The sequence below is a fragment of the Pantoea sp. B550 genome (genome assembly GCF_024158165.1).
GTDB classification, from domain to species: Bacteria; Pseudomonadota; Gammaproteobacteria; order Enterobacterales; family Enterobacteriaceae; genus Pantoea; species Pantoea alfalfae.
Genome location: NZ_JAMYXI010000003.1, coordinates 2,635,625 through 2,660,733, shown reverse-complemented (window position 1 = coordinate 2,660,733; position 25,109 = coordinate 2,635,625). Strand labels below are relative to the sequence as shown.

The window sequence follows — 25,109 nt, the reverse complement described above, 5'->3', positions numbered from 1 at the left end:
TCCTTATTTCTGCACCACGATATTTTCTTGTGAAGGATCAACGTGCTGCAGCTGCAGCTTCTCGGTGGCGATGCGTTCAACCCGGCTATGGTCGCCCAGCGCATTCTCTTCCAGAATCAGGTTGCGCCACTCAATATCCAGCGCATCACGCTCCAGCACCAGCTGTTCGCGCTGCGCGGTAAGCAGGCGTGTTTTATGGGTGGTGGTGACCACCAGCACGGCAGACACCACCACAGCGATCAGCAACAGCACCGGAATCTTGCCTTTTCGCAGCAAATCCCCGCCGATGACGGCGGGCAGACTGTGGCGCTCATTGCCGATCATGCGTCGGTTTTCTCCGCGATACGTAATACCGAACTGCGCGCACGTGGATTCTCAGAGACTTCAGCGTCACCTGGCGACATCTTGCCAAGCAGCTTCAGTTCACGCCCGCCCAGGGCTCGCAGCTGCTGTTCAGTCATCGGTATCCCGGCAGGCACCTGTGGCCCGCGACTCTGATCGCGCATGAAGCGCTTCACCAGTCGATCTTCCAGTGAATGGAAGCTGATGACAGAGAGGCGACCTTGTGGTGCCAGCACCTCAACCGCCCCTTTCAGCGCAATATCGATCTCTTCCAGTTCGCTGTTAATCCAGATACGAATTGCCTGGAAGCTGCGTGTAGCCGGATGCTTAAACTTATCTTTCACGGGCATGGCGACAGAGATGACTTCAGCCAGCTCACGGGTGCGAGTCATCGGCTGTTCACGATTGCGCTCGACAATGGCCCGGGCAATACGTTTAGAGAATCGTTCTTCACCGTAGGTCTTCAGGACGAAAGCGATATCCGCTTCTTCCGCGTGCAGCAACCATTCTGCGGCGGAGTGACCGCGCGAAGGATCCATGCGCATATCTAGCGGTCCGTCACGCATAAAGGAGAAGCCGCGTTCGGCATCATCCAGCTGCGGTGATGAAACCCCCAGATCGAGTAAAATGCCGTCAATTTTTCCGACTAAATCCCGTTCAGCGGCATACTCTGCCAGTGCGGAAAAAGGGCCATGAATAATTGAAAAACGCGGGTCGGTGATCTCCGCAGCAGCGGCGATAGCTTGCGGATCGCGATCGATAGCGATCAGCCTTCCCTTCTCTCCCAGTTGCGAAAGAATCAGGCGTGAGTGACCACCACGGCCAAAAGTACCGTCGATGTAAATACCGTCTTCCCTGATATTGAGGCCGTTAACCGCCTCATCCAACAGTACGGTGGTATGTTTAAAATTTTCCTGCATAGCTATAGCGACAAGTCCTGCAACCGCTCAGATAAAGGCTCCTGAGCCGACTGTTCTGCGTCAATATCGTCCCTGACTTGTTGATACCAGGTCTGTTCATCCCACAGCTCAAACTTGTTGAACTGTCCAACCAGCATCACTTCTTTGGTTAATTTTGCATGCTGCCGAAGCGTATTTGCCAGCAGCAGGCGGCCTGCATTGTCCATCTGACATTCACTGGCATGTCCCAGCAGCAAACGCTGCACGCGACGCTCAAGTGGATTCATACTGGAAAGGCGTGCCAGCTTTTTTTCAATGATTTCCCATTCGGGCAGGGTATAAAGCAACAGGCATGGCTGGTGGAGGTCGATGGTACAGACCATCTGCCCCTGAGACTCCCCAATCAGCAAATCGCGATATCGCGTGGGTACGGCGAGCCGCCCTTTGCTGTCGAGATTGACTAACGTTGCTCCGCGGAACATGCCAGTCTCTCCTCCTGGTCACCCATTTACGCCACTTTATCCCACTTTTTACCACGAAACGAGTTTAAGGATCCCATGAAATCCTTGTCAAGCCGGAGCGGTAGTTGAATAACACTCTTTACAGAGCGCAAAATTAATTTCTGGCGACGATATAAACGAATAAAAAAGGAATATAAAAATTAAGCCAATGAATACCTGAATAAAAATAAGGATCCGGGCAAAAATGACTAAAAATGAAACAATGTGAAGCGCTGAATATTTATCGTAGTTTCTGAGACAGCGGCGGCATTTTAGGGGATTTCCGAAAGGAAGCACAGCAGCTTCAGGCCAGACGGGGCAGGAAGTTTGTTGAAGTTGTAAGCAGATAATAAAAATAAGCCTTTCGACTTTGTTAGATTTGATGAGCAGAATTTACGCTTTTTTACGTCGACCTGTTTATTTAATCAGTACATTACGGAAATAAAATGGGCGGGCAGCGTAATACTGCCCGTTACTCATTTAACTTTTCTGCTTAATTGTCCGCGACGGTATAAATTACGACGAATGCGGGTTAAACCCGGTTTCGGTTTTCTGGGTTCATCTAAAGAGGCTAAAACTAATTCCAGTACGCGCTCTGCTACGTCACGATGACGCTGCCCTACCGCCAGGACCGGACACTCAAGAAAGTCCAGTAATTCGTGGTCGCCAAACGTGGCAATGGCCAGCTCGGTCGGCAGTCTTCCGTCACGTTTCAGCGTCACATCCATGACACCCTGCAGCAGACCAAATGAGGTGGTAAACAGCGCCTCCGGCATCGGGTGATCTTCCAGGTATTTTTCAAACAGCGCCGCAGCGGCTGTACGTTCGAAGCTGTTGCAGTAGATATAGTCAATCGGGCGGGGATCGTCTTTCCAGGCATCGCGGAACCCCATCTCCCGCAGAAAACTCACTGAGAGCTCAGGTAACGCGCCAAGGAACAGCACATTTTTAACCTCAAGCTGACGCAATTCAGCGGCCAGCGTCTGTGCATCATCCTGATCGGCACCCACTACGCTGGTGAAATGTTCACGATCCAGCGCGCGGTCTAACGCGATAATCGGCAGGGGATCGTTGATCCACCGCTGATAAAAGGGATGCTCTGGCGGTAACGAGGTAGAGACGATTATCGCATCGACCTGCCGCTGTAACAGATGTTCAATGCAGCGCATTTCGTTATCAGGCTGATCTTCAGAACAGGCAATCAGCAACTGATAGCCGCGCTGACGCGCCTGTCGCTCCAGATAGTTCGCAATACGGGTATAGCTGGTATTTTCCAGATCGGGAATGACTAACCCAATAGAGCGCGTTCGCCCGGCGCGCAGCCCGGCAGCCACCGCATTAGGGTGATAATTATGCTCACGTACCACCGCCATGACTTTCTCAACGGTTTTGTCGCTGACACGATACTGCCGCGCCTTGCCATTGATCACATAACTGGCCGTGGTGCGCGATACGCCTGCCAGACGCGCAATTTCATCCAGTTTCACGATAACCCCACCATCAAATCCGCTTTAACGGCAAAAATAGCCGCAGTTAAGCTATGGATAACTTATGACTATCATCTAACAGCAGAAAAGTGCGCGGAGCAACCGCTTTTCTGAATGTAACCCGCCTGGCGCATAAAAAATAAAAAAACCCGGCATTTCGCCGGGTTAGGTAAGGATCGATGGTGACGCAGCGTGATTAACGCATGATGCGATCGCCACGTGAAACGCCCACGATACCGGAGCGTGCCACTTCAACAATTTCGGCAACCTCGCGAACGCTATTCAGGAAGGCGTCCAGTTTGTCACTGGTGCCTGCCAGCTGAACCGTGTACAGCGTCGGCGTCACGTCGATAATCTGACCGCGGAAGATCTCGGCGTTACGCTTCACCTCTTCACGGCCATAACCGCTGGCCTGAATCTTCACCAGCATGATTTCGCGCTCAACATAGGCGCCCTGCCCCAGCTCGGTGACACGCAACACATCCACCAGCTTGTGCAGCTGCTTTTCAATCTGCTCCAGCACCTTCTGATCGCCCACTGTCTGAATGGTCATCCGCGACAGTGTCGGATCGTCGGTCGGTGCCACGGTCAGGCTTTCAATGTTATAGCCGCGCTGCGAAAACAGACCGACGACACGGGATAATGCGCCGGATTCGTTCTCCAGCAGAACTGATAAAATGCGACGCATAATTATGTCCTCTCCGTTTTGCTTAACCACATCTCATCCATGCTGCCACCGCGAATCTGCATCGGGTAAACGTGCTCGCTACCGTCAACGGTGACATCCACAAACACCAGACGTCCTTTCGCCAGCGTTTCCAGCGCCAGCGTCAGCTTCTCTTCCAGCTCAGCCGGGTGCTCAATCGCGATGCCGACATGTCCATAAGCTTCCGCCAGACGCACGAAGTCAGGCAGCGATTCCATATAAGACTGGGAGTGACGACCGGAATAGATCATATCCTGCCACTGCTTCACCATGCCCAGCACCCGGTTATTCAGGTTCAGCACCAGCACCGGCAGATCGTACTGCAGCGCGGTAGAGAGCTCCTGAATGTTCATCTGGATACTGCCATCGCCTGTTACACAGATGACGGTCTCTTCTGGCAGCGCCATCTTCACGCCAAGTGCTGCGGGCAGACCGAAGCCCATGGTGCCGAGACCGCCAGAGTTGATCCAGCGGCGCGGTTTGTCGAAAGGATAATAGAGCGCCGCAAACATCTGATGCTGTCCTACATCCGACGTGACGTACGCATCGCCTTTGGTCAGACGGCTGATAGTTTCAATCACGGCCTGCGGCTTGATTTTGTCGCTGGTGCGATCAAACGCCAGACAGTGACGACTGCGCCAGCCCTCAATTGCCTGCCACCACTCGTGCAGGCTCTCAGCGCGCGATAGAGTGTCGCTTTGCGCCAGCAACTCCAGCATCTGCTGCAGCACCTGTTTTGCATCACCCACAATCGGGACATCCGCCGATACCGTCTTGGAGATAGAGGTCGGGTCGATATCGATATGCATCACCGTGGCGTTGGGACAATATTTCGCCAGATTGTTGGTGGTGCGGTCATCGAAGCGAACACCAATACCAAAAATCAGGTCGGTATTGTGCATCGTCATGTTGGCTTCATAGGTACCGTGCATACCCAGCATACCAACGCACTGACGATGGGTACCCGGAAACGCGCCCAGGCCCATCAGCGAGGTCGTTACCGGAATATTCAGGCTCTCAGCCAGCTGTAACAGTTCCGCTTCGCAGCCTGCGGTAATGGCACCGCCACCCGCGTAGATCACCGGCTTTTTCGCAGCCAGCAGCGTCGTCAGCGCACGCTTAATCTGCCCTTTGTGACCCTGAATAGTCGGGTTATAAGAGCGCATGCTCACTGACTCTGGCCAGTGATAAGGCAGTTTATTGGCCGGGTTCAGAATATCTTTTGGCAGGTCGATCACCACCGGTCCCGGACGTCCGCTGGAGGCCAGCCAGAACGCCTTTTTCAGCACGGTTGGGATCTCTTCGGTGCTTTTTACCAGGAAGCTGTGCTTCACCACCGGACGAGAGATGCCGACCATGTCGCACTCCTGAAAGGCGTCATAGCCAATCAGCGACGAAGGAACCTGACCCGACAGAATCACCAGCGGAATCGAGTCCATATAGGCGGTAGCGATACCGGTAATCGCATTGGTTGCACCCGGTCCTGAGGTGACCAGCACCACGCCGACTTCGCCAGTGGCGCGTGCCAGGCCGTCAGCCATATGCACTGCGCCCTGCTCATGGCGCACCAGAATATGATCGATACCCCCGACGGTTTGCAGCGCATCATAGATATCCAGGACTGCGCCACCCGGATAACCGAATACCTGCTTAACGCCCTGATCGATTAACGAACGGACGACCATTTCGGCTCCTGACAACATCTCCATCTTCTGCCTCCAGGCTTGAGGACCCGGCCCGGTTACTACGCCCGTTGGTGCGTAACACGTTGCCCTGGTGCCTGCTTTGCCAATCAAAATCTTATGTTTATGCACGACAGCGAAAACATGTGCCGCTGTCCTGTTACAGAGAAATCTGTTGAGTTCATTGTTATGAGAGTAGGTCAATTACCATAACCGCAGTTAACCGGGCAGGCAAACCACAAACCCGCGTAAATTAAAAGGCCGGGACGTAAAGGCTCTGCCTGATAAGAATTGGCTGCGCGGATTAAACTAATTACGTCGCAGAACCGCAGACGAAAATGCTAAGTAAGAAATTATTTTCAGCGTGATATAAGAAATAACGAAAACTTATTACCGCCTGCAATAGCCCACAATCGCCTGACACTTTTCTTTTCTGGCGTAATTAACCAGTAAATCACGCAAGCGCATTCGATTATGCTAACCGGCAGGTGATAAATCCTGTGACGCCGCTGGACAAAAGACCAATAAAACCTTTTACTTTCAATTAAATAAATCATCAACCAGCCCGTAAAAGAGTGCATTCTGACAATGTTCGCTTCCGCCGCAACTGACGCGCTGTTCATTACGCTGCCGGACCGTTAAATAACAGAATATCTTTCTTCATCGTCCCGGATAATACCCCTGCATTGAAGGTTGACATCCCTGAGCGATTCCAGTACCAATATGTACAGCACAACATTTTATAAGGTTTGAATCCATGTTTCGTTCTGTTCGCCTTCTCGGTCTACTACTAAACGCACTCAGCTTGCGCGGTAGACTTGTGGGCGGAATCAAACACTGATTCAAACCTGCTGAAAGTTAAAAACCCGCGCCTGTCGCGGGTTTTTTTATGCTCGTTGCCAGGCCCGAAAAAGCAAAAGGATGAATACGATGAGCCAGCAAGTCATTATTTTCGATACCACTCTGCGCGATGGTGAGCAGGCATTACAGGCCAGCCTGAGTGTGAAAGAAAAATTGCAGATTGCCTTAGCGCTGGAGCGTATGGGCGTGGATGTGATGGAAGTGGGTTTCCCGGTCTCTTCACCAGGCGACTTTGAATCAGTACAGACCATTGCCCGCACCATCAAAAATAGCCGGGTCTGCGGGCTGGCGCGTTGTGTGGAGAAAGACATCGACGCGGCGTACGAATCACTGCGCGTTGCCGAAGCCTTCCGTATCCATACCTTTATCGCGACGTCACCCATGCACATCGCTACAAAACTGCGCAGTACGCTGCCGGAAGTGATTGAGCGTGCGGTGCATATGGTGAAGCGTGCACGTAACTACACCAGTGACGTTGAGTTCTCCTGTGAAGATGGCGGCCGTACGCCAATTGATGACCTGTGCCGGATGGTTGAAGCGACGATTAACGCCGGTGCGACCACCATCAACATCCCGGATACCGTTGGCTACACCCTGCCAGGCGAGTACGCACATATCATCAGTGAGCTGATGAATCGCGTTCCCAATATCGACAAAGCGATTATCTCTGTCCACACCCACGACGACCTGGGGATGGCCACCGGTAACGCACTGGCTGCCGTTCAGGCAGGCGCGCGTCAGGTTGAAGGCACGATGAATGGCCTGGGTGAACGTGCCGGTAACTGTGCGCTGGAAGAGGTGATCATGGCGATTAAAACCCGTCAGCAGATCATGAATGTTCACACCACTATCAATCATCAGGAAATCTATCGCACCAGCCAGATGGTCAGCCAGATCTGCAACATGCCGATTCCGGCTAACAAAGCGGTGGTCGGCTCCAACGCCTTCGCCCACTCCTCCGGTATTCATCAGGATGGCGTACTGAAGAATCGCGAGAACTATGAAATCCTGACGCCAGAGTCAATTGGCTTACACAAAATCCAGCTGAACCTGACCTCACGTTCAGGCCGTGCGGCGGTTAAACATCGTATGGAAGAGATGGGCTATGCCGAGCAGGATTACAATCTGGATACGCTGTATGACGCCTTCCTGAAGCTGGCCGACAAAAAAGGTCAGGTCTTTGATTACGACCTGGAAGCGCTGGCCTTCATCAACAAACAGAATGAAGAGCCGGAGCATTTCCAGCTGCACGAATTTAACGTCCAGACCGGTTCCAGCATGACTGCTACCGCCTCTGTAAATCTGGGCTGCGGTGATGTCGCTAAATCGGATGCCGCTACCGGTAACGGTCCGGTTGACGCGGTCTATCAGGCGATTAACCGCATCACGCAGTTTGACGCTGAGCTGGTTAACTACAAGCTGACCGCGAAAGGCCACGGCGAAAACGCGCTGGGACAGGTGGATATCGTTGTGAGCTACAACGGCCGTAAATTCCACGGTATTGGTCTGGCGACCGATATCGTCGAGTCCTCTGCGAAAGCGATGGTCAACGCTCTGAACAATATCTGGCGTGCCCGTCAGGTTGAACAAGAATTGCAGCGCAAATTTAAAGATCAGAAGGAAACCGTATAACCATGTCCACCTCTTCTCATATCGCAGTTTTACCCGGCGACGGTATCGGCCCGGAAGTGATGGCCCAGGCAATGAAAGTGCTGGATGCCATTCGTCAGCGCTTTGATATGCAGATTACCACCCAGGAATATGCGGTCGGCGGCATTGCTATCGATCAGCACGGCGAACCCCTGCCGCCCGCAACTGTTGCAGGCTGCGAGCAGGCCGACGCGATCCTGTTTGGCTCCGTTGGCGGTCCGAAGTGGGAGCATTTACCCCCGGCATCACAGCCGGAACGCGGTGCGCTGCTGCCGCTGCGCAAGCATTTTAAGCTGTTCAGTAACCTGCGTCCGGCAGCGCTCTACAGCGGACTGGAAGCCTTCTGCCCACTGCGCGCCGACATTGCCGCCAAAGGCTTTGACATTCTGTGCGTGCGTGAACTGACCGGCGGTATCTATTTTGGTCAGCCTAAAGGACGCGAAGGCAGCGGCCCGGAAGAGCGTGCTTTTGATACCGAGGTCTACCACCGTTTCGAAATTGAACGCATCGCCCGTATCGCGTTTGAATCGGCGCGCAAACGTCGTAACAAAGTTACCTCGGTTGACAAAGCTAACGTGCTGCAGACCTCAGTCATGTGGCGTGAAATCGTCAACGAAGTAGCAAAAGAGTACCCGGACGTGCAGCTGAGCCACATCTATATCGACAACGCGACTATGCAGCTGATCAAAGACCCGTCGCAGTTTGACGTGCTGCTCTGCTCTAACCTGTTCGGTGACATTCTGTCTGATGAGTGCGCCATGATCACCGGCTCAATGGGTATGCTGCCGTCCGCCAGCCTGAATGAAGCGGGCTTTGGCCTGTTTGAACCCGCGGGTGGTTCAGCCCCGGACATCGCCGGTCAGAATATTGCCAACCCGGTCGCTCAGATCCTGTCGCTGTCGCTGCTGCTGCGTTACAGCCTGAATGCCGATGCCGCTGCCGACAGCATCGAACGCGCCATCAGCCGTGCGCTGGAACAGGGTTACCGCACCAAAGATTTAGCCGGTGATGGCCCTGCAGTCAGCACAGATGAGATGGGCAGCATCATTGCCCGCTTTATCGCCGAGGAAAAATAAAAAAATGAAAACCTTATACCAGAAGTTATTTGATGCACATGTCGTCCACGAAGCGCCGAACGAAACGCCGTTACTCTACATCGATCGTCACCTGATTCATGAAGTGACCTCGCCACAGGCCTTTGATGGTCTGCGTGCGCACGGACGCAAAGTCCGTCAGCCAGGTAAAACCTTCGCCACCATGGATCACAACGTTTCGACGCAGACCAAAGATATCAATGCGTCGGGCGAGATGGCGCGTATTCAGATGCAGGAGCTGATGAAGAACTGCGAAGAATTTGGCGTACAGCTGTATGACCTGAATCACCCATTCCAGGGCATCGTCCACGTTATCGGCCCTGAGCAGGGCATGACGCTGCCGGGCATGACGATTGTCTGCGGCGACTCGCACACCGCGACGCACGGCGCGTTCGGCTCGCTGGCCTTTGGTATCGGCACCTCTGAAGTGGAGCATGTGTTTGCCACTCAGACCCTGAAACAGGGTCGCGCGAAAACCATGAAGATTGAAGTGCTGGGCCAGGCGTCAACCGGCATTACAGCAAAAGATATCGTGTTGGCGATCATCGGCAAAACCGGCAGCGCAGGCGGCACCGGCTATGTGGTTGAATTCTGCGGCCCGGCTATTCAGGCGCTGAGCATGGAAGGTCGTATGACCCTGTGCAATATGGCGATTGAGATGGGCGCGAAAGCGGGCCTGGTGGCACCGGATGACACTACCTTCAACTACCTGAAAGGTCGTCAGTTCTCACCCCAGGGTGAGAAATGGGAGCAGGCCGTTGAATACTGGCGCACCCTGAAATCTGATGAAGGCGCGAAGTATGATGCGGTAGTGACGCTGCATGCTGAAGAGATCGCACCGCAGGTCACCTGGGGCACTAACCCGGGTCAGGTGATTGCCGTTGATCAGCTGATCCCGAACCCGGCCTCATTCGCCGATCCGGTTGAGCGTGCCTCCGCGGAAAAAGCGCTGGCCTACATGAACCTGCAGCCGGGCATCAGACTGACCGATGTCGCGATTGATAAAGTCTTTATCGGCTCCTGCACCAACTCGCGTATTGAAGATCTGCGTGCCGCCGCCGCCATCGCTAAAGGCCGCAAAGTCGCGCCTGGCGTGGTCGCCATGGTGGTGCCAGGTTCCGGCCCGGTAAAAGCGCAGGCTGAAGCGGAAGGTCTGGATAAAATCTTCCTGGAAGCGGGCTTTGAATGGCGTCTGCCTGGCTGCTCAATGTGCCTGGCGATGAACAATGACCGTTTGAATCCGGGCGAGCGTTGCGCATCTACCAGCAACCGTAACTTTGAAGGTCGCCAGGGCCGTGGTGGACGTACCCATCTGGTCAGCCCGGCGATGGCCGCGGCGGCTGCCGTGACCGGCCACTTTGCCGACATCCGTGAACTGACGACAGGAGCTTAAGTCATGGCGAATAAATTTACTCAGCACACCGGCATTGTTGCGCCGCTGGACGCCGCGAACGTCGATACGGACGCCATCATTCCCAAGCAGTTTTTACAGAAGGTGACCCGTACCGGTTTCGGTCAGCACCTGTTCCACGACTGGCGCTTTGAAGATGACGCGGGCACCGTGCCAACGCCCGGCTTTGTGCTGAACAAGCCGGCGTTCAAAGGCACCAGTATCCTGCTGGCACGCGAGAACTTTGGCTGCGGCTCATCACGTGAGCATGCCCCCTGGGCGCTGACCGATTTCGGTTTTCACGTGGTGATTGCGCCGAGCTTCGCCGATATCTTTTACGGCAACAGCTTTAACAACCAGCTGCTGCCGGTGAAATTAAGCGAAGAGGAAGTGGATGAGCTGTTCAGACTGGTTGCGGCCCAGCCGGGCATCAGCTTCACGGTTGATCTGGAAGCGCAGACGGTCACCGCAGGTGATAAAGTCTATCCGTTTGAGCTCGACAGCTTCCGCCGCCACTGCATGATTAACGGCCTCGACAGCATCGGCCTGACGCTGCAGCACGAAGCCTCGATTTCTCAGTACGAGCAGAATCAGCCCGCTTTCCTGCGCTGATTGAGTTAAAACAGGGCGACATCCCGTCGCCTGAGGTTGCAGGCAATCTCGGTTCTGGCCCGCTATGAGATCGAGCCTGCGAAGGCAACACGGTCAGATCGGAAAGTCGCTTAAACCTTCCCTGGCCGCTCGTCCCGCGCCGTCCATGGCGCGGGACGCTTTCCTCCTCTGCCCGTGTTGCCTTCGTGTAAAGCGTGTTGTTGCGGTCAGACTCCCTCGAATCGGAGTTTGTCAGAAATCCAGGAGTGACATCCTGTCGCCTTTCTCTTTTATACGTCGCGCACCCGCGCCGACATCACCAGCGCCACAATCGCCAGCCCGAATGCCAGCCAGTAAACCGCCTCATGCCCCAGCCGCTCACTCAGCGTTCCCTGAATCACCCCTGCCAGAATCATGCCGGTCGAGATCGAGTTAGTAAACATTGTTGTCGCCGCACCGGGCCGCCCGGGCATCAGATCCTGGAACCACAGCATCCCGATACCCGCAATAATTCCGACAAACACCGCGTTGAACAGCTGCAACACCATCAGCGAGGTGCGGGAGTTGAACAGCACCAGCCCCAGATAAAACAGGACGCCAGCCGCCACCGCAATCAGCATTAACCTGCGCTTACCGATGCGACGCGCGTAATGTCCCGCCAGCAGCATCACCGGAATCTCCAGCCCGGCCGCCGTCCCCATCAGCAGACCGGCCAGCTTCTCCGGCAGTCCCAGCGTTGTGCTGATATAGAGCGGCATATCGATGATATACATCGTGTTGCAGGTCCACATCACAACGGAAGCGATGAACAGCAACCGCACATCCCGATCGCGCCAGCCGCTTATCGGCAGCCCGCCGCTTTGCATCAGCGGCTGCGTGCGTGGCACAGACGGCAGCGTAAACCAGACCAGCAGGATACAGATCAGAAACAGCGCGGCAGCCACCATAAACAGCGTCACAAAACCGTAGTTCAGCGCCAGCGCGAACGACAACGGTGGCCCGATTACCCATGCCAGCGACAGCTGGGCACGCATCACCGAACTGAACATCACCGCTTCACGCGCCGACTGATCGGCATACTCCCGCGCCAGCGCAAACAGCTGAGGCATAGAGACGCTGGCCAGCGCCGACAGCAGCACACCCAGCGTCAGCAGGGTCAGATAATGGCGGGTAAAGGCAAACAGCAGCGCATTCACCAGCGCCATCAGGCAACAAAAAAGAATAATATGCCGACGATCGCCAACACTGTCTGAGCGCTTAGCCACCAGCATACTCACCACGATACCGGCCACCGCATTGATGGTGAAAAACAGCCCGACCCAGAAGGGCCGCGCCTGTACCTCGCGCGTCAGAAACAGGCTAAGTGTTGGTGCCTGTAGTGCGCCTGCGATGCCCAGCATGAACGAGGCGACCATAAAAGCGAGGTAAACCGGATTGATGCGGCGCTGCCGCGTTAACAGCGATTTCATAGCGAAATCCCTTTCAGAACAAACAGAGGGGAAAAGAAGGGTAGACGATACCGCGCAACATGAAAAAAGCCAGCAGAGATCATCTGCTGGCGGTGTAAATGCACCCTACTCAGAAAAGCACTCCACTGAACAGCGAAGTGAGGGTCGAACGCCATTCAGTGCTGAATGCCTCCCGCTCTTCCCATAGCGCAAAGTTTGCTCTTAAAATGGGGCAGAAAAAACAGAGCGCTTTTCACCGGGAGTTCCCCTTTTATGTCCTCATCACGTCTGAAGCAGCAGTTCATTCGCCTGTGGCAGAGCTGCCAGGGGCAAACGCAGGAGATTACCCTCAGCGAACTGGCTGACCTGCTGCACTGCTCGCGCCGCCATATGCGCAATCTGCTCAACCGGATGCAGGCCGCGGGCTGGCTGATCTGGCAGGCGGAAGCCGGACGCGGCAAGCGTTCACAGCTCTCCTTCTGCTATACCGGACTGGCTTTACAACAGCAGCGTGCCGAGGATTTGCTGGAACAGGATCGCATCGATCAACTGGTCCAGTTAGTGGGCGATAAGAATCAGGTGCGGCAGATGATTGGGGCACACCTGGGGCGCAGTTTCCGGCAGGGCAAGCATATCCTGCGGGTGCTCTACTATCGTCCGCTGCTTAACCTGCTGCCCGGTTCGGCGCTGCGGCGCTCGGAAACGCATATTGCCCGACAGATTTTCAACGGCCTGACGCGCATAAATGAGGAAAACGGGGAAATTGAACCTGATATTGCACACCACTGGCAGCAGACCTCTCCGCTTCACTGGCGCTTCTTTGTGCGTCCGGCGATTCGCTTCCATCACGGCAGAGAACTGGAGATGGAGGATGTGCTCGCCACGCTGGAGCGTCAGCGCACCCATCCCCTCTTTTCCCATATAGAGCAGATTGACTTACCTGCCCCCTGGACGCTGGACATTCGTTTAAGCCAGCCCGACGAGGGTTTGCCCTGGCTGCTGGGCAGCGTCAGTGCGATGATCCTGCCGCGCGAATGGCCGACGCTGCGTGATTTTGCCCGCCAGCCGGTTGGCACAGGTCCTTACCGGGTGATACGCAATCAGGAGAGCCAGCTGAAAATCGAAGCGTTTGATGACTACTTCGGTTTTCGCGCCCTGATTGATGATGTCTCTATCTGGGTACTGCCCGACATCAGCGATGAACTGGTCTATGCCGGTGTCCGTCTGCAGGGTGACAGCATTGATGAGATTCAGGAGGAGAGCCGCCTTGAAGAGGGCTGCTACTATCTGCTGTTCGATCAGCGTTCAGAGCAGGGTCGCAACGAGGCGGTCCGCCGCTGGGTCAGTTACCTCTTTAACCCCATCGCCCTGCTCAATCATGCCGGTGTCGGTTATCAGCGTTACTGGTTTCCGGCGTATGGCCTGCTGCCGCGCTGGCATCACCGGCGTGACCTGACGCCAGTGGAAAAACCGCCTGGCTTAACGCACCTGACGCTGACCTGGTACAGCCAGCACGTGGAGCATGAAGGCATCGCTAATGCGCTGCGTCCGCTGCTGGCAGCGCATGGCGTCACGCTGGAGACCCGTGAGATTAGCTACGAAAGCTGGTATCAGGGCGACGCGGAAAGTGATATCTGGCTGGGCAGCGTGAACTTCACCCTGCCGCTGAATTATTCGCTGTTCGCGCAGCTTTATGAGATTCCGCTACTGCATCACTGTCTGCCGATCGACTGGCACGGCGATGCGGCCCGCTGGCGCGAAAAAACGCTGCCGCTGGCCGAATGGAGCAAACAGCTGGTCGAAGAAGCCGGTCTGCATCCGCTGTTTCACCACTGGCTGCTGCTGGAAGGCCAGCGCAGCATGCGCGGTGTGCGGATGAATACCCTGGGCTGGTTTGATTTTAAATCGGCCTGGTTCGCGCCACCGGCGCTGTGACGCTTTCGCCCTGGCGCTGAAATGACTAGAATGTGACGTTCTCAACGGGGTGCGGCCTGCCACAAGCAAGCAGCTGAGAGAGACCCGTCGAACCTGATTCGGTTAATACCGACGTAGGGATTTGAGAGGCCTCTGTGCTCAGATCCTTTGCGACTCATCCCCTATTCTCCTGAAGGAGCGCAAAGTGTTAAACAAAGTTCTGCCGGTGCTGCTGTTACTCTCCGCCCCCGTTCTGGCGGCCAAGCCGGTTCTCACGGTCTACACCTACGACGCCTTCTCCGCCGACTGGGGCCCTGGCCCGGCGGTTAAAAAAGCCTTTGAAGCCCAGTGCAATTGCGAGCTGAAATTCGTCACGCTGGAAGATGGCGTCTCGCTGCTGAACCGCGTGCGCATGGAAGGCAAAAACAGTAAAGCGGATGTGGTGCTGGGGCTGGATAACAATCTGGTGCAGTCGGCGCAGAAAACCGGCCTGTTTGCCGAAAGTCAGGTCGACACCTCGACATTGAAACTGCCCGATGGCTGGCACAACACCACCTTCGTGCCGTTTGATTATGGCTACTTCGCGTTTGTCTATGACAAAACCCGGCTGAAGAATCCGCCAAAAAGCCTGAAAGAGCTGGTCGACAGCCCGGAGAAGTGGCGCGTGATCTACGAAGATCCCCGCACCAGCACGCCCGGATTAGGTCTATTGCTGTGGATGCAGAAAGTCTATGGCGATCAGGCACCGCAGGCATGGCAAAAGCTGGCACAGAAGACAGTGACGGTCACCAAAGGCTGGAGTGAAGCCTATGGCCTGTTCCTCAAGGGCGAAGGTGATCTGGTGCTGAGCTACACCACCTCTCCGGCTTACCACATCATCGAAGAGAAGAAAGAGAACTATGCCGCCGCGCCGTTTGCAGAGGGCCACTATCTGCAGGTTGAAGTTGCCGCGCAGTTAGCCAGCAGCAAACAGCCAGCGCTGGCGCAGCAGTTCATGAAGTTTATGGTCTCGCCTGACTTCCAGCGCACCATACCCACCGGCAACTGGATGTACCCGGTGATCGACACGCCGCTGCCTGCCGGTTTCGCGGCGCTCGACGTGCCTTCCACCGCCCTGCAGTTCTCGCCGGAAGAGGTTGCCAGCCAGCGCTCGGGCTGGATTAGCCAGTGGCAACGCGCCGTCAGCCGCTGATGCCGCGCTGGCTGATTCCCGGTTCCCTCGCCACAGCATTACTGACACTTGTGGCGTTTCTGGCCTTCGGTGCACTCTGGCGCGCCGCGCCGGACACGGACTTACACGGCGTGCTGCAGGATGACTATCTGCATCACGTTATCGCATTCTCGTTTGCTCAGGCGCTGCTCTCCGCCCTGCTGTCGCTGCTGCCTGCGGTGCCGCTGGCGCGGGCGCTCTATCGACGTCGTTTCCCAGGCCGCCAGCTGCTGCTGCGCTTGTGCGCCATGACGCTGGTGCTGCCAGTACTGGTGGCGGTATTTGGGCTGCTAACCGTCTACGGTAGCAATGGCTGGCTGGCGCAGCTGTGCCAGCTGGCAGGGATCGATTACCACTTCTCTCCCTACGGTTTATCGGGCATTTTGCTGGCGCACGTCTTCTTTAACCTGCCGCTGGCGACCCGCCTGATGCTGCAGGCGCTCGAGAGCATTCCGGCGGAACAGCGTCAGCTGGCGGCACAGCTCGACCTGCGCGGCTGGCACCATTTTCGTCTGCTGGAGTGGCCATGGCTGCGGCGTCAGCTGCTGCCGACCGGCGCGCTGATCTTCATGCTCTGTTTCGCCAGCTTTGCTACCGTGCTCTCGCTGGGCGGCGGCCCGCAGGCGACGACCATTGAGCTGGCGATATTCCAGGCGCTGAGTTATGACTACGATCCCGGACGCGCTGCACTGCTGGCGCTGATCCAGCTTGGCTGCTGCGTAACGCTGGTGCTGCTCAGCCAGCGCTTCAGCAAGGCGATTCCCGCCGGAACCAGTCAGTTGAACGGCTGGCGCGATCCGCAGGATTCGCGCTGGGCGCAGCTGGTTGATGCGCTGCTGATCCTGCTGGCGCTGATCCTGCTGCTGCCTCCACTGGCGGCGGTCATCGTCGATGGTCTGCACGGCGGAGTGCGAGGCGCGCTGGCACAGCCTGCACTGTGGCAGGCCACGTTGACTTCATTGCGCATCGCCACCGGCGCCGGTCTGCTCTGTGTGGTGCTGACCATGATGCTGCTGTGGAGCAGCCGCGAGCTGCGCCTGCGTCAGCGCCCGGCGGCGGCAACCCTTATCGACACCAGCGGCATGCTGATTCTGGCGATGCCAGGCATCGTGCTCGCCACCGGCTTTTTCCTGTTGTTCAACGCCACCATCGGCCTGCCCGAGTCGGCCGACGGGCTGGTGATCTTTACCAATGCGCTGATCGCCATTCCCTATGCGCTGAAAGTGCTGGAAAACCCGATGCGGGATGTCGCAGAGCGCTATGGCAGACTCTGCGATTCTCTGGATATCCACGGCTGGAACCGGCTGCGGCTGATTGAGCTGCGGGCGCTGAAGCGTCCGCTGGCTCAGGCACTGGCCTTTGCCTGCGTGCTGTCGATTGGTGATTTTGGCGTGGTGGCGCTGTTTGGCAGCGCCGACTTCCGCACGCTGCCGTTCTACCTTTATCAGCAGATCGGCGCCTATCGCGGCGCAGATGGCGCGGTCACTGCCCTGCTGCTGCTGCTGCTCTGTTTGTTGCTGTTCACCCTGATGGAAAAATTACCAGACCGCCATGCTGACACTGAATAACCTCACGTACCTTTATCAGCATCTGCCGATGCGCTTTAGTCTCAACGCCACTCGCGGCGAGCGCATCGCGATCCTCGGCCCCAGCGGGGCCGGTAAAAGCACGCTGCTGAGCCTGATTGCCGGTTTCCTGCCGGTGAAACAGGGCACCCTGATGATTGACGGCCAGGAGCACACCCACAGCGTGCCGGCCAGACGGCCCGTGTCGATGCTGTTTCAGGAGAACAACCTGTTTCCGCACCTCAGCGTGCAGCAGAATATGGCGCTGGGGCTGCATCCGGGATTAAAACTCAGCACTGAGCAGCGTCAGCAATTGGCTGCGCTGGCCGATCAGGTGGGATTAGGCGATCTGCTTACCCGTCTGCCGGGCGAACTGTCGGGCGGACAGCGACAGCGCGTGGCGCTGGCACGCTGCCTGTTGCGTGATCGTCCGGTATTACTGCTGGATGAGCCTTTTTCTGCGCTGGACCCGGCGCTGCGCGGAGAGATGCTGCAACTGGTACGTTCGGTGTGTGAAGCGCGCAGCATCACGCTGCTGATGGTGTCGCACAGTCTGGAAGATGCCCAGCAGATTGCGCCGCGCAGCGTGGTGATTGTGGATGGACGGGTGTACTGGGATGGCGAAACCCGACAGCTGCTGTCGGGCGAGACGCGGGAGGCCGAGGTACTCGGTATCCCGCATCGTTAAGCATCAGGCGAAGAAAACCTGCCACAGCAGATGCCGGAAAACCGGCATCATCGGATGGAACTGAATGCCGACGAACGCCGAGACGGCGACCACCAGACCCAGCGGTCCTGCCCAGCGCAAACGCTCAGGCGGCAGCCAGGCCGTGGCCCAGTCGCGGCTCTTGCCGCTGCGCCACCAGCGCCAGCATAACCAGCCACCCAGCCAGATCAGCAGTGCTGCGCCGAGTAACAGCCATTTAAAGCTGCTCCCCTGCGCGGCTTTGGGCACATCGATCGCTACCCCCGCCAGAATACCGGGCAGCAGATAGAGCGGCGGCCAGAGAATGCAGCCAATAATGTTTGGCGGCAGAAATTTACGCACCGGCAGCTCCAGCATACCGGCCGCCAGCGGGATCAGCGGACGCGTAGGGCCTACAAATCGACCGACCAGAATCGTAAACATGCTGTGCTGATGCAGGGCGTGCTCGGTTTTATCCAGCAGGCCTTTATATTTTTGCAGATACTTCCAGCGATGCAGCGGCCCCTGGAATTTCCAGCCGATGCCGTAAGAGACCCAATCACCAATCAGACAGCCGGCAAAGCCCGCAGCCCAGGCAGGGTAAAGGCCAAGTTCGCCACTGCCGACCAGCGCGCCCAGACTGGCCATCATTACCGTACCTGGCAGCAACAGCCCGACCAGCGCCAGCGACTCCAGAAATGTCACCAGCGCAACGGCAAACAGCGCCCACTCCAGAGACTGCGTAATCAGTTGTTGAATCCAGGCTTCCATAATCATCCTTAGTAAAAGCAGAAGGCTGGATTGTCCAGAGCCAGCCACACAGCGTCAAGGCAAGAATTGTAGGACAATGTTGACAAAACTCAGTAACGGGAACTGTATAAATATCCATGGTATACTTAAGCGGTTTTCTCACCCCTGAATTGCTGAGTCCGGAGACCATCTGAATATGCCCCGCGCAGGTTTTCTGCTCACCCGCCACTGGCGCGACAGCCCGCATGGCAGCGAAATTATCCTCTGGCTTGCCACCGATGCCGGCGCGCAGCGCGTGGTGCTGCCGGTGCAGGAGTCTGTCGCGTTTATTCCTGAAGAATTTCAGGCGCAGGTCAGCGAATTACTTAAAGATGAACGTCAGTTTCGGATTCAGTCGCTAGCGCTGAAAGATTTCCGCCGCCGTCCGGTTTTTGGTCTCTATTGCCCGCAGAATCGTCAGCTACAGCGCATCGAAAAACGGCTCCGTGAACAGGGCATTCCGGTCTATGAGGCGGATATCCGTCCGCCGGAGCGCTACCTGATGGAGCGTTTTATTACCGCCCCGGTCTGGTTTGACGGCGAGCAGCACGGCGACAGCATGATTAATGCGCGGCTCAAACCTCATCCCGACTATCGCCCGCCGCTGAAATGGGTCTCGCTGGACATTGAAACCACGCAGCACGGCGAGCTTTACTGCATCGGGCTGGAGGGGTGCGGTCAGCGCCAGGTCTTTATGCTCGGCCCGCCAAACGGTGATGCCAGCATGCTGGATTTTGAGCTGATCTATCTCGACAGCCGCCCGCAACTGCTTGAAGCACTGAACCAGTGGTTTGCAGAGCATGACCCGGACGTGTTGATTGGCTGGAACGTGGTGCAGTTTGACCTGCGGGTGCTGCAAAAGCATGCCGATCGCTATGGTATTCCGTTGCGTCTTGGCCGCCAGCAGGCCGCGCTGGAGTGGCGTGAACATGGCTTCAAGCCCGGCGTTTTTTTCGCTCAGGCCAGCGGTCGGTTAATTATCGATGGCATCGACGCACTGAAATCGGCGTTCTGGGATTTCCCGTCGTTCAGCCTGGAGTCGGTGTCGCAACAGCTGCTGGGTGAAGGGAAAGCGATTGATAATCCCTGGCAGCGAATGGAGGAGATCAACTGGCGCTTTGCCAACGATAAACCGGCGCTGGCACGCTATAACCTGAAAGACTGCGAGCTGGTGACGCGCATTTTTCACAAAACCGCGATTATGCCGTTTCTGCTGGAACGCGCGGCGGTGAATGGCCTTGCGGTCGATCGCCACGGCGGTTCGGTGGCGGCCTTTGGTCATCTTTATATTCCGCGGATGCATCGCGCCGGATTTGTCGCCCCGAACATGGGTGATGTCGCCCCGGAAGCGAGTCCGGGCGGCTATGTGATGGATTCGCGCCCCGGCCTGTATGACTCGGTGCTGGTGCTGGATTACAAAAGCCTCTATCCGTCGATTATCCGCACCTTCCTGATCGACCCGGTGGGTCTGGTAGAGGGGCTGGCCCATCCTGATGATGCCGATTCAGTCGAAGGTTTCCGCGAAGCGCGTTTCTCACGGCATACCCACTGTCTGCCCGCGATTGTTGAGCAGATCTGGCTGGGTCGTGAAGCGGCGAAAAAGCAGAACAACCAGCCGCTGTCTCAGGCGCTGAAGATCATTATGAATGCCTTTTACGGCGTGCTGGGCACCAGCGCCTGCCGCTTCTTTGATCCGCGTCTCGCCTCCTCAATTACCCTGCGCGGTCACGCCATCATGCAGCAGACCCGCGCACTGATTGAGGCGGAAGGCTACGACGTTATCTATGGCGACACCGACTCCACGTTTGTCTGGCTGAAGTCCGCCCACAGCGAAGAGCAGGCCGCCGCGATTGGTCAGCAGCTGGTGCAGAAAGTGAATGCCTGGTGGCGAGCCCACCTGCAGCAAACCCAGGGGCTGACCAGCGCACTGGAACTGGAGTATGAAAGCCACTTCTGCCGCTTCCTGATGCCAACCATTCGCGGCGCGGAACAGGGCAGCAAGAAACGCTACGCCGGACTGATTCGTGACGCTGCCGGTGAGCGCATGGTCTTCAAGGGGCTGGAATCGGTACGAACCGACTGGACGCCGCTGGCCAAACAGTTTCAGCAGCAGCTCTACCATCGCATTTTTCACCGTGAGCCGTGGCAGGACTACATCCGCACGACCGTAGCGCAGTTGCTGGCCGGTGAACTCGACGATCAGCTGATCTACAAAAAGCGTCTGCGGCGGCCGCTGAATGAATATGAACGAAACGTGCCCCCGCATGTGCGTGCCGCCCGGCTGGCCGATGAGCAGAATCGTAAATTAAACCGGCCATTGCAGTACCAGAAGGGAGGCCGTATTCGTTACGTTATGGCGACGGCAGGCCCGGAACCACTGGAAGCGCGCCGCACGCCACTGGACTATGACCACTACGTGACGAAGCAACTTCAGCCGATCGCAGAGGGGATTCTGCCCTTTGTTGAAGGGGATTTTGCTACACTGATTACAGGGCAACTGGGGCTTTTTTGACAGGTGACGAACGCCCTGCCATCCAGTACCATAGCGCCCTTCCTGAAACTCACCGCTCTTACTCCCGCTCCAGATCTCGTTTGTCTGGCGGTAGCGCTATTGCCTGAGCTTTGGGAACACCTCTAAAAACGTTAAAATTTGAGCAAAAAAATATGGTTTTTACATTAGGTCAGCGCTGGATTAGTGATACGGAAAGTGAACTGGGACTGGGCACCGTGGTGGCGATCGATACCCGCATGATCACCCTGCTGTTTCCGGCCACGGGGGAAAACCGCCTCTACGCCCGCAACGATTCGCCGGTTACCCGCGTCATCTTTAATCCGGGTGATACCATCACCAGTCACGAAGGCTGGCAGATGCGCGTCGATGAAGTACGCAACGAAAATGACCTGATGACCTATATCGGTACCCGGCTGGACACCGAAGAAAGCGACGTGATGCTGCGCGAAGTCATGCTCGACAGCAAGCTGGTGTTCAGTAAGCCGCAGGATCGTCTGTTTGCCGGCCAGCTTGACCGGATGGATCGTTTCGCCCTCCGCTTCCGCGCCCGTAAATACCAGAGCGAGCAATATCGTCTGCCTATCAGCGGCTTACGCGGTATGCGCACCAACCTGATCCCTCACCAGTTGCATATCGCCCATGATGTGGGTCGCCGCCATGCGCCGCGCGTGCTGCTGGCCGATGAAGTTGGCCTGGGTAAAACCATTGAAGCCGGGATGATCATCCAGCAGCAGCTGCTGGCGGGTCGTGCTGAGCGTGTCCTGATCGTGGTGCCTGAAACCTTACAGCACCAGTGGCTGGTCGAAATGCTGCGCCGCTTCAACCTGCGCTTTGCGCTGTTTGATGACGATCGCTATACCGAAGCGCAGCACGACAGTGACAACCCGTTTGAAACGGAGCAGCTGATTATCTGCTCGCTGGACTTTGTGCGCCGTAACAAACAGCGCCTTGAGATGCTGGCCGATGCCGAATGGGATCTGCTGGTGGTGGATGAAGCGCACCATCTGGCCTGGTCAGAAGGCGAGCCAAGCCGCGAATATCAGGTTATCGAAAAGCTGGCGGAGAAAACTGCTGGCGTTCTGCTGCTGACTGCAACACCAGAACAGCTGGGTATGGAGAGCCACTTCGCCCGTCTGCGCCTGCTCGACCCGGACCGTTTCCATGACTTTGCCGCCTTTGTTGAAGAGCAGCAGCATTTCCGCCCGATTGCCGATGCTGTCACAGCACTGCTGGCAGACAAGGCAATCTCCCAGGAGGAGATGAACCGAATCAACGATCTGGTCGGCGAGCAGGACATTGAGCCGCTGCTACAGGTCGCCAACAGCGATCGTGACGGCAAGCTGGAAGCGCGTCAGGAGCTGATCTCCATGCTGATGGACCGCCACGGCACCAGTCGCGTACTGTTCCGAAACACCCGTAATGGGGTTAAAGGCTTCCCGAAACGCGAACTGCATCAGATCCGCCTGCCGCTGCCAGCGCAGTATCAGACGGCGATTAAAGTTTCCGGCATCATGGGCGCGCGCAAAAGCGCAGAAGAGCGGGCGCGTGACCTGCTCTACCCGGAACAGATTTATCAGGAATTTGAAGGTGACAGCGGCACCTGGTGGAACTTCGATCCGCGCGTGGAATGGCTGATGGGCTATCTCACCACTAACCGTAAAGAGAAGGTGCTGGTGATCTGTGCCAAAGCGGCCACCGCGCTGCAGCTGGAGCAGGTACTGCGCGAGCGCGAAGGTATCCGCGCCGCGGTGTTCCACGAGGGGCTGTCGATCATTGAGCGCGACCGCGCCGCGGCCTGGTTTGCCTCAGAAGAGAACGGCGCTCAGGTGCTGCTTTGCTCTGAGATCGGTTCAGAGGGCCGCAACTTCCAGTTTGCCAGCCGTCTGGTGATGTTCGACCTGCCGTTTAACCCGGACCTGCTGGAACAGCGTATCGGTCGTCTGGATCGTATCGGTCAGGCGCACGACATTCAGGTTCTGGTACCGTGGCTGGAGCAGACCGCACAGGCGGTGCTGCTGCGCTGGTACCACGAAGGGCTGGACGCGTTTGAACACACCTGCCCGACCGGCCGCACCATCTATGACAGCGTTCATTCACAGCTGATCGGCTATCTGGCCGCGCCGGAAAACAATGAAGGCTTCGATGCGTTTATAACTGACTGCCGTAAACAGCACGACACGCTGAAATCGCAGCTGGAACAGGGTCGTGATCGCCTGCTGGAGCTGAACTCTAACGGGGGTGAATCGGCGCAGTTGCTGGCCAATGCCATCAGCGAGCAGGATAACGACACCGGCCTGGTGAACTTCGCGCTCAACCTCTTTGATATCGTCGGCATCAATCAGGAAGATCGCAGCGATAATCTGATTGTGCTGACCCCTTCCGACCACATGCTGGTGCCTGATTTCCCTGGTTTGCCGGAAGATGGCTGCACCATCACCTTTAACCGCGATCAGGCGCTGTCGCGCGAGGATACCCAGTTTATTACCTGGGAACACCCGCTGATTCGTAACGGACTGGATCTGATCCTGTCAGGTGATACCGGCAGCAGCGCACTGTCACTGCTTAAGAACAAGGCGCTGCCGGTGGGGACCCTGCTGGTTGAGCTGATCTATGTCGTTGAAGCGCAGGCACCGAAGCATCTGCAACTGACCCGTTTCCTGCCACCGACGCCAATCCGTCTGCTGATGGATACCAAAGGCACCAACCTGGCGGGAAAAGTGGAGTTCGAAAGCTTTAACCGTCAGCTGAATGCCGTTAACCGTCATACCGCCAGTAAACTGGTGAATGCGGTGCAGCAGGATGTGCATGCGATTCTGACGCAGGCCGAAGAGAGTGTGGTCAGCGAAGCGCGCGCGGTGATCGATGCGGCACGTGCTGAAGCGAACGAGAAGCTGGGTGCCGAGCTTTCGCGTCTTAACGCGCTGAAAGCCGTCAACCCGAACATCCGCGACGATGAAGTCGAGGCACTGGAAAGCAATCGCGAACAGGTGCTGGAAAGTCTCGATCAGGCTAACTGGCGTCTCGACGCGCTGCGCCTGATTGTGGTGACGCACCAGTAAGCTCAGGGGCCACTGGCCCCTTATTTTTGGAAAGCCCCATGGAACCTTACAACCCACCGCGTGAACCCTGGCTGCACATCCTTTATCAGGATGCACACATCATGGTCGTGAACAAACCCAGCGGTCTGCTCTCGGTACCCGGTCGTCTGGATGAGCACAAAGATAGCGTGATGACGCGGATACAGCGTGATTTCCCGCAAGCAGAATCCGTTCACCGGCTCGATATGGCGACCAGCGGCGTAATGGTGGTGGCGCTGACCAAAGCGGCTGAACGCGAGCTGAAGCGCCAGTTCCGTGAGCGCGAGCCTTCCAAAACCTACGTGGCCTGCATCTGGGGGCATCCGGCGAAGGAAGAAGGACTGGTTGATCTGCCGCTGATTTGTGACTGGCCAAATCGTCCAAAGCAGATGGTTTGCTTCGAGACCGGCAAAGCCGCGCAGACGGAGTATCAGGTGCTGGAATATCGTGCGGATAACTGTGCGCGCCTGTTGCTGAAGCCGATTACCGGCCGTTCACACCAGCTGCGGGTGCATATGCTGGCGCTGGGCCATCCGATTCTGGGGGATAACTTCTATGCGCATCCGGAGGCTAAAGCGATGGCAGCCCGTTTGCTGCTGCATGCAGAGTCACTGACCATTACCCATCCGGCATTTGGTAATGCCATGACGTTTCGCCAGCCCGCCGATTTTTGAAATCTACTGCCTGTCACCGTGGCCTCCTCTGTT

The 25,109-nt window shown here is 56.7% G+C and carries 20 protein-coding genes and 1 riboswitch; of the genes, 12 read left to right on the top strand and 8 right to left on the bottom strand.

The window, feature by feature from the left end:
* Positions 1–3: 3 nt before the first annotated feature.
* From ftsL to ilvI, 6 genes are all read right to left on the bottom strand, one after another.
* The gene (ftsL, locus tag NIM72_RS15325) at positions 4–324 is read right to left on the bottom strand and encodes a cell division protein FtsL (RefSeq protein ID WP_003854764.1); all 321 of its coding nucleotides are present in this window, start codon (positions 322–324) and stop codon (positions 4–6) included.
* On the bottom strand, positions 321–1,262 hold the full coding sequence (gene rsmH / locus NIM72_RS15320) for a 16S rRNA (cytosine(1402)-N(4))-methyltransferase RsmH (RefSeq protein ID WP_222924567.1): 942 nt from the start codon (positions 1,260–1,262) through the stop codon (positions 321–323). The genes ftsL and rsmH overlap by 4 nt, the downstream gene beginning before the upstream one ends.
* 2 nt (positions 1,263–1,264) lie before the next feature.
* The gene (mraZ, locus tag NIM72_RS15315) at positions 1,265–1,723 is read right to left on the bottom strand and encodes a division/cell wall cluster transcriptional repressor MraZ (RefSeq protein ID WP_009092149.1); all 459 of its coding nucleotides are present in this window, start codon (positions 1,721–1,723) and stop codon (positions 1,265–1,267) included.
* A gap of 494 nt (positions 1,724–2,217) precedes the next feature.
* Positions 2,218–3,228: a catabolite repressor/activator gene (gene cra / locus NIM72_RS15310; protein WP_013356758.1), complete on the bottom strand. Its 1,011-nt coding sequence runs from the start codon at positions 3,226–3,228 to the stop codon at positions 2,218–2,220.
* A 196-nt stretch (positions 3,229–3,424) separates the two neighbouring features.
* The gene (gene ilvN / locus NIM72_RS15305; protein ID WP_009092152.1) at positions 3,425–3,916 is read right to left on the bottom strand and encodes an acetolactate synthase small subunit; all 492 of its coding nucleotides are present in this window, start codon (positions 3,914–3,916) and stop codon (positions 3,425–3,427) included.
* Positions 3,917–3,918: 2 nt separating this feature from the next.
* A complete protein-coding gene (ilvI, locus tag NIM72_RS15300; RefSeq protein ID WP_253421075.1) occupies positions 3,919–5,643 on the bottom strand; it encodes an acetolactate synthase 3 large subunit in 1,725 nt (574 codons plus the stop codon).
* Positions 5,644–6,373: 730 nt separating this feature from the next.
* Here ilvI and leuL point away from each other — a divergent pair.
* The 5 genes from leuL to leuD all read left to right on the top strand — a co-directional run bounded on the left by leuL (position 6,374) and on the right by leuD (position 11,223).
* Positions 6,374–6,457 carry a leu operon leader peptide gene (leuL, locus tag NIM72_RS21585; protein ID WP_099257765.1) on the top strand — a complete coding sequence of 28 codons (84 nt, stop codon included), beginning with the start codon at positions 6,374–6,376 and terminating at the stop codon, positions 6,455–6,457.
* An 89-nt stretch (positions 6,458–6,546) separates the two neighbouring features.
* Positions 6,547–8,109, top strand: coding sequence for a 2-isopropylmalate synthase (gene leuA, locus NIM72_RS15295; protein WP_161731638.1), 1,563 nt, complete (start codon positions 6,547–6,549; stop codon positions 8,107–8,109).
* 2 nt (positions 8,110–8,111) lie between these two features.
* Positions 8,112–9,203, top strand: a complete 1,092-nt coding sequence (gene leuB / locus NIM72_RS15290) for a 3-isopropylmalate dehydrogenase (protein WP_098051507.1) — start codon at positions 8,112–8,114, stop codon at positions 9,201–9,203.
* A gap of 4 nt (positions 9,204–9,207) precedes the next feature.
* Complete coding sequence (gene leuC, locus NIM72_RS15285; protein WP_161731640.1) at positions 9,208–10,614, top strand: 3-isopropylmalate dehydratase large subunit; 1,407 nt, start codon at positions 9,208–9,210, stop codon at positions 10,612–10,614.
* Positions 10,615–10,617: 3 nt separating this feature from the next.
* Entirely contained in the window at positions 10,618–11,223 is a 606-nt protein-coding gene (gene leuD / locus NIM72_RS15280) for a 3-isopropylmalate dehydratase small subunit (protein WP_161731642.1), read from the top strand.
* 269 nt (positions 11,224–11,492) lie between these two features.
* Here leuD and NIM72_RS15275 read toward each other — a convergent pair whose 3' ends face one another.
* Entirely contained in the window at positions 11,493–12,671 is a 1,179-nt protein-coding gene (locus NIM72_RS15275; RefSeq protein WP_150010845.1) for an MFS transporter, read from the bottom strand.
* 252 nt (positions 12,672–12,923) lie between these two features.
* Between NIM72_RS15275 and sgrR the strand changes: the two genes are divergently transcribed.
* From sgrR to thiQ, 4 genes are all read left to right on the top strand, one after another.
* Positions 12,924–14,585: an HTH-type transcriptional regulator SgrR gene (gene sgrR / locus NIM72_RS15270; RefSeq protein WP_161731646.1), complete on the top strand. Its 1,662-nt coding sequence runs from the start codon at positions 12,924–12,926 to the stop codon at positions 14,583–14,585.
* A gap of 35 nt (positions 14,586–14,620) precedes the next feature.
* Positions 14,621–14,723: riboswitch (TPP riboswitch) on the top strand.
* 46 nt (positions 14,724–14,769) lie between these two features.
* Positions 14,770–15,756: a thiamine ABC transporter substrate binding subunit gene (gene thiB, locus NIM72_RS15265; RefSeq protein ID WP_161731648.1), complete on the top strand. Its 987-nt coding sequence runs from the start codon at positions 14,770–14,772 to the stop codon at positions 15,754–15,756.
* Positions 15,732–17,342, top strand: a complete 1,611-nt coding sequence (gene thiP, locus NIM72_RS15260; protein WP_253421073.1) for a thiamine/thiamine pyrophosphate ABC transporter permease ThiP — start codon at positions 15,732–15,734, stop codon at positions 17,340–17,342. Before thiB ends, thiP begins: the two co-directional genes overlap by 25 nt.
* Entirely contained in the window at positions 17,326–18,027 is a 702-nt protein-coding gene (gene thiQ / locus NIM72_RS15255) for a thiamine ABC transporter ATP-binding protein ThiQ (protein WP_161731652.1), read from the top strand. The genes thiP and thiQ overlap by 17 nt, the downstream gene beginning before the upstream one ends.
* Positions 18,028–18,030: 3 nt before the next feature.
* On the opposite strand, the gene NIM72_RS15250 is transcribed toward thiQ, so the two are convergent.
* On the bottom strand, positions 18,031–18,795 hold the full coding sequence (locus NIM72_RS15250; protein WP_161731654.1) for a DedA family protein: 765 nt from the start codon (positions 18,793–18,795) through the stop codon (positions 18,031–18,033).
* 169 nt (positions 18,796–18,964) lie between these two features.
* Here NIM72_RS15250 and polB point away from each other — a divergent pair, with 169 nt between their 5' ends.
* The 3 genes from polB (at position 18,965) to rluA (ending at position 25,076) form a co-directional block, all read left to right on the top strand.
* Positions 18,965–21,325, top strand: a complete 2,361-nt coding sequence (gene polB / locus NIM72_RS15245) for a DNA polymerase II (protein ID WP_161731741.1) — start codon at positions 18,965–18,967, stop codon at positions 21,323–21,325.
* A gap of 152 nt (positions 21,326–21,477) precedes the next feature.
* Complete coding sequence (gene rapA, locus NIM72_RS15240) at positions 21,478–24,384, top strand: RNA polymerase-associated protein RapA (protein WP_161731656.1); 2,907 nt, start codon at positions 21,478–21,480, stop codon at positions 24,382–24,384.
* 38 nt (positions 24,385–24,422) lie between these two features.
* On the top strand, positions 24,423–25,076 hold the full coding sequence (rluA, locus tag NIM72_RS15235; RefSeq protein ID WP_253421070.1) for a bifunctional tRNA pseudouridine(32) synthase/23S rRNA pseudouridine(746) synthase RluA: 654 nt from the start codon (positions 24,423–24,425) through the stop codon (positions 25,074–25,076).
* Positions 25,077–25,109 lie beyond the last annotated feature (33 nt).

What these genes read in the sequence shown, in the direction of transcription:
- ftsL (WP_003854764.1), bottom strand. Translation starts at nt 324, where the DNA reads ATGATCGGCAATGAGCGCCACAGTCTGCCCGCCGTCATCGGCGGGGAT.
- rsmH (WP_222924567.1), bottom strand. Translation starts at nt 1,262, where the DNA reads ATGCAGGAAAATTTTAAACATACCACCGTACTGTTGGATGAGGCGGTT.
- mraZ (WP_009092149.1), bottom strand. Translation starts at nt 1,723, where the DNA reads ATGTTCCGCGGAGCAACGTTAGTCAATCTCGACAGCAAAGGGCGGCTC.
- ilvN (WP_009092152.1), bottom strand. Translation starts at nt 3,916, where the DNA reads ATGCGTCGCATTTTATCAGTTCTGCTGGAGAACGAATCCGGCGCATTA.
- ilvI (WP_253421075.1), bottom strand. Translation starts at nt 5,643, where the DNA reads ATGGAGATGTTGTCAGGAGCCGAAATGGTCGTCCGTTCGTTAATCGAT.
- leuL (WP_099257765.1), top strand. Translation starts at nt 6,374, where the DNA reads ATGTTTCGTTCTGTTCGCCTTCTCGGTCTACTACTAAACGCACTCAGC.
- leuA (WP_161731638.1), top strand. Translation starts at nt 6,547, where the DNA reads ATGAGCCAGCAAGTCATTATTTTCGATACCACTCTGCGCGATGGTGAG.
- leuB (WP_098051507.1), top strand. Translation starts at nt 8,112, where the DNA reads ATGTCCACCTCTTCTCATATCGCAGTTTTACCCGGCGACGGTATCGGC.
- leuC (WP_161731640.1), top strand. Translation starts at nt 9,208, where the DNA reads ATGAAAACCTTATACCAGAAGTTATTTGATGCACATGTCGTCCACGAA.
- leuD (WP_161731642.1), top strand. Translation starts at nt 10,618, where the DNA reads ATGGCGAATAAATTTACTCAGCACACCGGCATTGTTGCGCCGCTGGAC.
- NIM72_RS15275 (WP_150010845.1), bottom strand. Translation starts at nt 12,671, where the DNA reads ATGAAATCGCTGTTAACGCGGCAGCGCCGCATCAATCCGGTTTACCTC.
- sgrR (WP_161731646.1), top strand. Translation starts at nt 12,924, where the DNA reads ATGTCCTCATCACGTCTGAAGCAGCAGTTCATTCGCCTGTGGCAGAGC.
- thiQ (WP_161731652.1), top strand. Translation starts at nt 17,326, where the DNA reads ATGCTGACACTGAATAACCTCACGTACCTTTATCAGCATCTGCCGATG.
- NIM72_RS15250 (WP_161731654.1), bottom strand. Translation starts at nt 18,795, where the DNA reads ATGGAAGCCTGGATTCAACAACTGATTACGCAGTCTCTGGAGTGGGCG.
- rapA (WP_161731656.1), top strand. Translation starts at nt 21,478, where the DNA reads ATGGTTTTTACATTAGGTCAGCGCTGGATTAGTGATACGGAAAGTGAA.
- rluA (WP_253421070.1), top strand. Translation starts at nt 24,423, where the DNA reads ATGGAACCTTACAACCCACCGCGTGAACCCTGGCTGCACATCCTTTAT.